Here is a 10223-nt window from a genome sequence, read left to right on the forward strand (position 1 = left end):
CTATAAAGTAAAGGTTGGAATTTGAATTTAATAATAAGTGACACAATATATATAATTACTTTAAAATATGATGAAATATTGATTAATTCCATATTAAAAGAAATACGGGTTTTGTGAATAAGTAAGAGGCAAACCAATTAATAACCTAATCAACTCAAGTATTATTCAAGTATTATTACAGTAAGCAAAAAATTACAAAAGCTGCCCCCCATGTGATGACCAACCAGCAAAGAATTTATCAATGAATGAATTTGCCGAAAATTCGCCGAACTTGCGTGAACCGTTTGCTTACACCCAAGTCCCCGGTAGGTACTATTGTGTAATGTCCTCGCGGCAATAGGGCCAAGTTCTTGTCTCTTACAGTTTTTGCTGTCGGATGACAAGAATGTGTACCGTTACCCCCCATAACCCTCTTTACAAATTTATCATATAACTAATAAAGGATGATCTTCAACAATTACTTGCAGCTTAAGCCAAAAACCCGCGCCCAGCGCGGGTTCCATTAGGCACATGTTCTTAGAGCCTCGTTGGTTGCACAAAAACTAAAATGAAAATAAACATTTCGATCTGATTGATGAAGCTATCGGCAGCTCTAATCAGCAAGATGGATTTCAGACGCTTAAAGCCGAGACATATGCAAGCAGTGTCTCAATACCACTGGCGATCCCTCCGCCGCCGAAAAAGCTTTGTCCCAGAGTACTCGCCTGATGTTGAATACGCTCTTTATTCATCGTTTCGAAGGTGATTTCTTTGAGCTGGGAGGCAGTGATCTCCATATTCCGGACATATACCCCTGCCCCCAATTCCTCCAGCCGGGCGGCGATGGCGAACTGATCCGCGCCCTGGGGCAGCAGCACCATGGGAACTCCGAACACCAAAGCTTCACAGACACTGTTATAGCCAGCATGCGAAATAAACACATCCGCTTCCCGGAGTATTTCCATTTGGGGAACAAAGCTTCGAATTTTCATGTTTTCCGGCGGCTCACCCAATAAAGAGAGATCCATGTTCCGTCCCACGGACATGACGATCTTCGCTTCGCTGTGCTTGAATGCCTCCATGCATTTCCGGTAAAATTCAGGCCGGTCTGTATAGATCGAGCCGAAGGAAATATAAATGAGAGGTAGTCCCCCCTCTTTCTTCCGCTCTTTCCGAAGGAGGGATTCCGGAGCTGCTCCCGGAAACTGCGGGCCCAGGAAGACAAATCGTTCATCGAAAGCGTCGGCATGCGGCTGAAATGCTTTGGACGTGTACACCAGATTCAACTCTTCATTGCCGCTGAACGCGTCGATCAGGCCGAAGCCGTGAATGTGGTGCCTCTGCGCGATTTCCTTGGCAGCCCGGTCCAGTTCGCTGACTGACACCTTCTCCTTGTAATCTTTTTCTTTTATCTTAAAAACATTGTGAATCAGGAAATCCGGATCCCGTTCGAGTAGCTTGTGGTTGATCGCGAAAGTAAGAATATAGCAGGCAACCGGCAGTGCCAGCAATTCCCCGATTTGTTTTCCCCAGAAGGCGTCGCAATCCCGCAAAATATAGTCTGGTGAATCGGCTATGACTTCATGCAGAATGGCATTCATCACGGTTTTACTTTTGCTGATGACTCCCGGTACGAGATATTCAAGCATCATTCGCGGATTACTCAGATAGATTCTCGGGTCATTGTCGGTGAATAATCCCTGCATATCGCCGTAGCTTCGAAACGTAACATCGTATTCCTGCAGAAGCTCCCTGTAGGCCTCGTCGGAATAGTAAATCACTTCTTCTCCCCTTGCCAGAAGTTCCGCCACCAGAGGCAATGTCGGCTTTACGTGACTGAAAAAGGGAAGGCTGAATATCATCACTTTAGCCATGATTCCGATCCTCCGTCCGTTTGTTTGATTACAAGCTTTATGGACAACCCGCGCTCTGAAGTACTTGTCCGTTCAAAAAGGCGAAAATACCGTCCACCGCAAGTTTCGCCCCTCCGGAATTCCGTATCGCCTGCCCGGCCTCCTGACACGATTTGCGATAACGCGGATCGTCGAGAACTTTCCGTGTCATGTCAGCAATATCTTCCGGGGTACAGTCCCGGCTACTTCTCGCCACTCCCGCTCCGATCTCCTCAACGCGGCTTGAAACGGCAAATTGATCCGCCGCTTGAGGAAACATCACCATCGGCACATGATGATACAACGCTTCGTTTGTGCTGTTATGGCCGCCATGAGTGATAAACACATCAGCCATTTGCAACAGGCGGATCTGAGGCATATGGGATCTGACGGTAAAGTTGCCGGGAAGAGCACCCAGATCTGCCGTGTTAATCCGCTGCCCGGTGGACATTGCAACCCGCCACCCGTTATCCCTGAACGCATCGATACATTTGGTGTAGAAAGGCAGGCAGTCATTGTACACGGTTCCCATGGATATGTAGACCAGAGTCCCGGAAGACGTTAGTTCATGGAAGTTGTCCCCGTCTTCCTCTTCTTCTTTGCGGATGGATGGTCCCAGAAACAGATAATCGGGACCGAATGTATTTGCGTATGGCTGAAATTCTCGGGAGGTAAAGACAAGATTGAACTCATCAGCTCCCGAAAAGGCGTCAATCGCTTTGTATTCCACCGAGTAAGGACGGGAAAGCTCACGGGCGCAAGCATTCAGAACTTCGCTGAACCGTGTTCCTTCAACCTGCAGAGCGACTTGTCCCGCCGGGTTGCCGAGCACGTTCCGGACAAAAAACTCGGTGTGCTGGTCCATAATTGCTTCATTTAAGGCAATCGTCGTAATGTAGCAGATCATGGGAACGTCCAGCATGACGCCGATCATCTTCCCCCAGTAGGACTCACAATCCCGGATAATATAGTCGGGGTCGTCTTCCATGACACGTTCAATCAGTAGGTTCGTCATCCGTTGGTATTTGTCCAGCTTGTGCGGAACCAGTAGCTTCAGGATTTCTATGGGGTCCGTGGAACGGATCGGAATCTCCTCATCAAGCAATCCGATTACATCACCGTAGCTGCGGCAGACGACGCCTTCCATACGGATTAATTTCATATAGGGATCGGCCGTATAGTAATAGACCTGCTCCCCTCTGTCCACGAGCTCTTTCACCAGGGTCACCGTCGGATTGACATGCCCGAAATACGGATAACTGAACACTGCGACTTTTCCCATGAGGCCACGACCTTTCATTAAAAAATACTTCAAGGCCCTCGGGCGCAGATTTGTGCCAGCGCCCGAGGGCCTTGATCAATCGCTGCTCCGTCTACTACAGGATTCCGCGTACGGAATCGCCGGAGAGCTCCTTCTTCAGCTCCTCCGCGTCCGCCTCAAACGGAAGTGCGATATCTATCCTGAGAGAAGGTCCCATATGTCTGACATAAAAACAAATGCCATAATGTGCTGCAGTCTCCTCGTAGGACGAAACATCATCCGGACTCCAACTGGTAGTTGCTTCTTCCTGCATGGCGCCAAAATAATTCAGCAGGACCGCCTTGCCGGTCGAGTCCATATCCAGAGCTGCGAAGTTGATATGGTGCGCCGCGGCGGCTTGCGTCAGCTCCCTGATCCGACTCAGGATGATTTCGGCCGGTTCGCCGGCGTTCAGGACCACGGGGATATAATCGATAAAGTTTCCGGCAAGATGATAAAAGGTATGGCCACCGTACCTTCTGCCGCCGCTGACCAATTGAACGGACAACTGCTCCATCTGAAGGAAGTCCCGTCCAAACGTAGCCAGCACTTCAAGCACCGTATGCCATCCTTCTTCGGGAAGGTCGCCCGCCAGAGGGATTTCCAGCTCGATGACGGTCGGATGGCTTCTTGGGAAAGTATTCACCTTGCTCTCCAGCTCGAAGAGGTAATGACGGAATGCCGGCAGCTCGAACCGGTTCTCCAGCTCTGCTAGACTGATTCCTTGTGGTCCCTCGTCCAGGAGACGGACATAATCGCGGTATCCCATGCCCGGATTTCCGCCCCCGCTGAACGGAGAAGAAGCGTCCGAAAGACTCAGGGTTTCCGCGATCAGGCTGCAGCTCAGTCCGTCCGACAGCGAATGATGGGACGCATACACCAGGACCCTCTCTCCAGAAACTCCATTCTCGATCAGTACCATCCGATATAATAAGCTGCCTGGAATGTCATAATCAAAGCGTCCGTTATACACTTCCCGGATCATCTGCTTCATCTTCTCTTCTGCTGCAGGACCGTCCAGTCGGAGATAAGGCAGCGAAAGAAGGTTTGGCCGTTCATGGAGGCTCCAGGTTCCGTCCCCCTCCCCTGAAAGAAAGCATCTAAGCATTTCCTGCTCACGGACAAGGTTCAACACCGCAGTCGCGATGTCTTCCCTGCTTCTTTCCGTAGAAACAGGAATTACGGCTCCGACATTCTCGGAACGCCCCAGATGCATGGACTGAATGGCGGTAACTGGAATTTTCCCGATTAACGGGTTTTCGCCCAAATCACGTGCGTAGGCTTGCTGCTGCACAGCAAGATGGTGAAGCAGGTCGGACAACTCCTTTGTCTCTCCGGATTCCGCCTGCATTTTCTCTTGCAAGTCTCTTGGCTCCGGTTGTGGTTCAGTGATTGCCTTTCCCTGACTGGAGCGTTGAAGCAGCAATTCGCCTAGGGCAGCAGCCGATTGCCGGACGAGCAGATCCCTGACATCTACGGAGAATCCTTTCCTCTTAAGAAGAAACACGGCCTTCATGGCCGAGATGGAATCTCCCCCAAGTTCATTGAAAGAATTCTCCACCCCGATGCCCTTATTCTCAAGCACTTCCTCGAACACCTCGATCACAAGCGCTTCCAGCTCGCTCACCGGGTGGCGGAAGCCGCTGCCGGTCTCCACGGATTGCGGCAGTTTGTTCAGCGCCGCTGCATCCACTTTGCCATGCGTTGTCAAAGGCAGAGCTTCCAGCTTCATGAACACAGAAGGGATCATGTAGTCGGGAAGCATTTCCGACAGCATGCGTTTCATCTCCCTCGGCTGCGGCGCCGTCTCCCCGCTGTAATAGGCAATCAGAGTTCCGTGACCTTCCGGTTGCCGCTTTAACAGAACTGATGCACTTTTTACACCATTCAGCTGATGCAGACGAGCTTCGACCTCGCCCGGTTCCACCCGGTAGCCTCTGATTTTCAGCTGGCTGTCCATTCTGCCTTGATAGACCAGACTGCCGTCGGGAAGTCGCTTCGCCAGATCCCCGGTCCGGTACATTCTCTCGAATCCCGGTATATTGGAGGAGACGAACTGCCGGGCGGTCATCTCCGGCTGATTAAGATATTCTCTAGCCAGACCAACCCCTGCAATGCAAAGCTCGCCGGTTACACCGACCGGAAGCGGATTTAACCCGGCATCCACTATGCAGATCCTGCTGTTTGAAATAGGGAACCCGATCGGTAATTTATGCGGGAGGATCAATTCATCATATTCCCACATCGCAGCGCATACGGACGCTTCCGTTGGGCCGTATGCATTGATGCACTGCATATGTCGTCCCCACTCCCCGAGCATGGTGGCCGAAGGCTCGGACCCCGCCGTAATGACAAGCCGCAGACTCTGAAGTTTATCGGGCTGCAACCGTTCCATGTAAGAAGGCGGGAACGTCGCGATCGTGATCTCCATCTGGTTCGCGTAGCGCTCGAACCATTCCGGATCGCCTATGGTATCCTTCGTTGCCAGGCACAGTGCGCCGCCTGACGTAAGCGCCATCGCGAATTCCCATACGGAGGCGTCGAAAGAGCAGGGAGCAAACTGCAGAATCCGGTCTTTCGGTCCAATCCCAAGCTTAGTGCGGAATACTTCCGGCAGATTGGCCACTCCCGCGTGTTCCAATGCTACACCTTTAGGTCTTCCGGTCGTACCGGAGGTATATATGATATAAGCCCGATCTTCTAGTTGCGGCTTGCGCGCTGGAACATTTCCGCCTTCCTCTGGAAGTTCCACCGCACCTGTTAAGACGGTTCTTCCCATGAAACCGATGTTCCGCTCCTCGGAATCGTCCGTGATCAGCAAGGCCGCTCCGCTGTCCTGAAGCATGTACTGAATTCGTTCCACCGGAAAGGATGGATCTACTGGAAGATAAACCGCTCCCGCCTTCAATACGGCGAGGAAACAGATGATCATTTCGAAAGACCGTTCCAGCTTGATGGCCACGACATCATCAAAGCCGATGCCGTTATGTTCCAGCCACGCTGCCCAGCGACCGGATAAGGCATCTAGCTCCCCATAGGTCAGGTGTGCTTCCCCGAACCGCAGGGCTTCCCGGTTTGAATGCAGTTTCACCTGTTCCGCAAACTGCTCGGGCAGGGTAAGCTTCGGCACATCCATTCCTGTGGAAGCGTGGAAGCCGGCGATTTGCCGATGCAGCTCTTCCGCAGGCAGCAGGGTAATGGAATCCAGCCGCTTCCCGGGTTCTTCAATGACGGATTGTATTATATGCATGAAATAAGCAACGAATCGCTCTGCCGTCTCTTTCCGGAACAGACTGGTGCTATACTCCAAGTCGAAATACAGCACCCCGTCGCCTCCTTCGAAGCCGGCGAGGGTAAGATCAAATTTCGAAATGGTCTGCTCAAACCCGCAGTGTGTGAAATGAAGTCCCCGGAAGTCAAAGCGGTTCTCCGGCATGTTCTGCAGCACGAACATGACGTCAAACAGAGGATTTCGGCCGGTATCCCGGCTGTAATCCAGCTTGCTCGCAAGCTCTTCGTATTGAAAGGCCTGGTTCTCGAAGGCTCCAAGCGCACTCTTCTTGACCTGTGCCAGAAGCTGGGTGAAATCGAGCTGTGGTGACACTGTGTTTTTAAGCGGTACGACATTAACGAACATACCCATCGTCTCTTCCAGCTCCGCCTGCATGCGGCCCGAAACCGGCGAGCCGACAACCAGTTCCTCCTGACCCGATATTTTGGATAGCATGAGACTGTAAGCCGACAACAACAGCATAAACAAAGTAACGCCATGTACGGCGGCCAGCTTCTTCAAAGAAGCCGTAGTGGCAGCATCGACAGTAAAGGGAATCCGTGCCCCTTCAAAATTCTTAAACCTCGGCCTAGGAAGATCATACGGCAAATCCAATACAGGAACCCCATTCTCAAACTGCTTCAGCCAGTATTGCTCCTGCGCCTGAAATTCGTTATGATCCCTTCTTCCCTGCTGCGATACCGAGAAATCCTTATAATGTAACGATATTTCAGGAAGCTTGTCACCGTTGTATAGTGCCGCAAGCTCGTTGATGAAGATTCCCACGGAGGCCCCATCGGCAACGATATGATGAATATCGATCAAGAGGAGGTGCTTCCGCTCCTCCATCCGCGCAGCGCCGATGCGAAACAGTGGACGTGCTCCAAGGTCGAAGGGGCGCACGAAATTTCGGATTGTCTCCTCCGTATTTGTGGGAGGTTCTTCGGTATAGTCCAGGGTAAAGGAACTGTCGGTATGCACCACCTGAACCGGCTCGCCGTTCACCATCTCAAAAGACGTTCGAAGAATCTCATGCCGGGCCGTCAGCATATTAATCGCAAGTTCAAGTCTTTCTCTATCCAGGTCCCCGTCGATTATCAGCGCCTCCGGCATATTGTATGCGGTCGAATGCGGATCATGGCAAAACAAGGCATACATTCGTTTTTGCGCGGAAGACAACGGATACCAGGCTGCCGGTTCCGCCGGAGTCACTGCGTGATAAGACTTCGACCCTTTCTCAACGATCGCTGCCGCCAACGCCCTGACGGTCTGTTTCTCGAAGATGTCATCGATACCGATATTCACACCAAACACTTTTTGGATTCTGGACATCAGCATCGTCGCTTTCAGCGAGTGCCCCCCGACGTCAAAGAAACTTTCTTCGGCAGACACCCGTTTGATCTGCAGGACGTCCGAGAAGATTTCGCACAATTGCTGCTCAATTTCATTTGCCGGTTCACTGAATTCCACATCGAGATCGGCAGGTTCCTCAAGCGAAAGGAGCGCTTTCTTGTCCGTCTTCCCGTTCTCGGATAGAGGCATCCGGTCGACCCGGTAGTAACGGGCAAGCTGCATGTAGTGCGGCAGCTCATCGGCCATGTAAGCCCTTATTTCCTTTGCCTGCACCACTTCACATTGAAGATAGGCGGCAAGCCGGGACGGAATGCCATCTTCTTCTATGCACAGAACGGCTGCCGCCTGAATCCCCGGATAAGCCATAAGGCGCTGCTCGATCTCTGAAAGCTCGATCCGGTACCCTCTCAGCTTGACCTGGGTATCCTTCCGGCCCAGACAGCAGATTTCACCGTCCTCCGTCCATTTTGCCAAGTCTCCCGTTCTATACATCCGTTCTCCAGGGATGAACGGATGGGGAATAAACGCCTCCGCGGTTAATTCCGGACGGTTAAGGTAGCCAACTGCCAGACCGTGACCAGACAAACAGAGCTCACCGGTGATGCCGGTCGGCACCGGCTCAAGCCGCTCATCGAGAATATAGGCGTTCATATTGGCAATCGGACGGCCGATTGCAATTTCCGCATATTCTCCTACATTTCTTTTGAAAACGGCGACTATACTGGCTTCGGTAGGACCGTATTCGTTCACGATTTCGACCCCGGGAAGCCTTCTCCGGCTTTCCCCGATCAAGGATGGTGCCAACCGCTCTCCCGCCAATGTAATAATCCGAAGGGAGGCTCCGTCTTCCGTGTTCATCTGCTCCAGCAGCAGCTGGTACAGGGCGGGAACGCATATAAAATGCGTGATCCGATGGACATGGATCAGCTGCTTCAGGCGAAGCGGATCTTTCACCTGACTTTCGGTCGGCAGGAACAGGCTGGCTCCCGAGACAAGCGGAGTAAAGAAACCGGTCATGAAGCCGTCAAATGAATAGGAGAAGAGTTGGATTGTCCGGTCCTGAGAATTCAGGCGGTATTCGTTCCTTCTCCAGGAGATGGAGTTCGCCAATCCCACATGCCGGACAACCACGCCTTTGGGTTTTCCGGTCGTACCGGAAGTATAGATGATATATGCCGCCGTTCCACTGATTGCCCTGCCAAGGTTTGCCCCGCTTTCCTTTTCCGCATTCAGGGATTCGCATTCGAGCACCCTTTCCACGCCGGCGAAGACGGGCTTCTCTATATATCGCGAATGCGTAATCAGCCGGCTTACAGAGGCGTCCTCCAGCATGAAATGGATGCGGTCGTCCGGGGTCTGGATATCAATCGGCAGAACACATCCGCCCGCATTCAATACGGCCAGCACCGCAACCGCCGCCTCCACGCTACGCTCCAGATACAGCGCGATGACCTGTCCGGGCTTTGTTCCGCTCTTGACCAGAGCCTTGGCCCACCGATTGACCACTTCATTCAGTTCAAGGTAGCTCATGGTCTGCTCAGGGGTAATGACTGCGATTGCTTCCGGTGTGCGAAGGACCTGTTCCTCGAACAGCTCCATAATATTTGATACACCAGGAAGACTTGCGCCGGAGGCATACTCGGTCAGCAGCCTGTGGCGTTCATCGCCAGACAGCCAACCGCTCTCCTTCACTGGACAGTTGGGAAGAGCGGTCAGCTCGCCGAGCATGTGGATGTACTGTCTGGCGAAGCTTTCCACCGCCTGTCTGGAGAAGAATCGGCTTGATCCGGCAATGATGCCTTGAATAACACCCTTTTCACGGCTGAATTCAACGAACAGACCGCTAGTGTGTTCCTCCGGGTTCGACTCACCGTGAAGCTCCTTCATCGCAAAACGGAGGTGTTTCAAAAAAGAATAATCCCGGTCATGAATCACCTTCATATCCTGTACAACCTTCTCAATGGGATAATGCCCATTGCTGTATGCCGCTTCATAGGTGGCTTTGACCTCGTAGAGCCATTCCCGGAAAGACCGATCCCCCGGCGGCTGATCAATAAGAGGGATCCAGGAAGAACCGCTTGAAGCCACAGCCTGTTGAGCTGGAAGCTTGCGCTGTGGACAGGCTACCGTAATCGATTCGCTGCCCGTATGCTTGTACACCATGCATTTAAATGCGGACAGCATTATCAGGTACAGCGATTCTGCCGACGCTCTGCTCATCTTCTGCAGACGCTCATCCAGATCCTCAGGTACTTCGAAAGCGGCCTGATAGACAACAGGGCCTTCAGCTGAATGTGAGGAAGAGAGCGTAAGCAGCGTCTCTTCTTCTTTCAGCTCCAGCATTTTTTTGACCCAATGCTTCTTTTGTCTTCTCATCTCCTGAACGGAGGGACCGCCCTCCGGAATAACGTCGTCCGTCTTCATTCGT

At 52.1% G+C, this 10223-nt stretch carries 3 protein-coding genes; all 3 read right to left on the minus strand.

Going from position 1 to position 10223, the window contains the following annotated elements; all coding sequences use genetic code 11:
- Window positions 1-611: 611 nt before the first annotated feature.
- Entirely contained in the window at window positions 612-1853 is a 1242-nt protein-coding gene (locus A3844_RS00005) for a macrolide family glycosyltransferase (RefSeq protein ID WP_074106210.1), read from the minus strand.
- A 37-nt stretch (window positions 1854-1890) separates the two neighbouring features.
- Window positions 1891-3153 carry a macrolide family glycosyltransferase gene (locus tag A3844_RS00010; RefSeq protein ID WP_074106211.1) on the minus strand — a complete coding sequence of 421 codons (1263 nt, stop codon included), beginning with the start codon at window positions 3151-3153 and terminating at the stop codon, window positions 1891-1893.
- Window positions 3154-3247: 94 nt separating this feature from the next.
- The gene (locus A3844_RS00015) at window positions 3248-10219 is read right to left on the minus strand and encodes a non-ribosomal peptide synthetase (RefSeq protein WP_074106212.1); all 6972 of its coding nucleotides are present in this window, start codon (window positions 10217-10219) and stop codon (window positions 3248-3250) included.
- Window positions 10220-10223: the final 4 nt, after the last annotated feature.

Origin of the sequence: Paenibacillus helianthi, from assembly GCF_001909055.1 — a bacterium.
Taxonomy (GTDB): Bacteria; Bacillota; Bacilli; order Paenibacillales; family Paenibacillaceae; genus Paenibacillus_AQ; species Paenibacillus_AQ helianthi.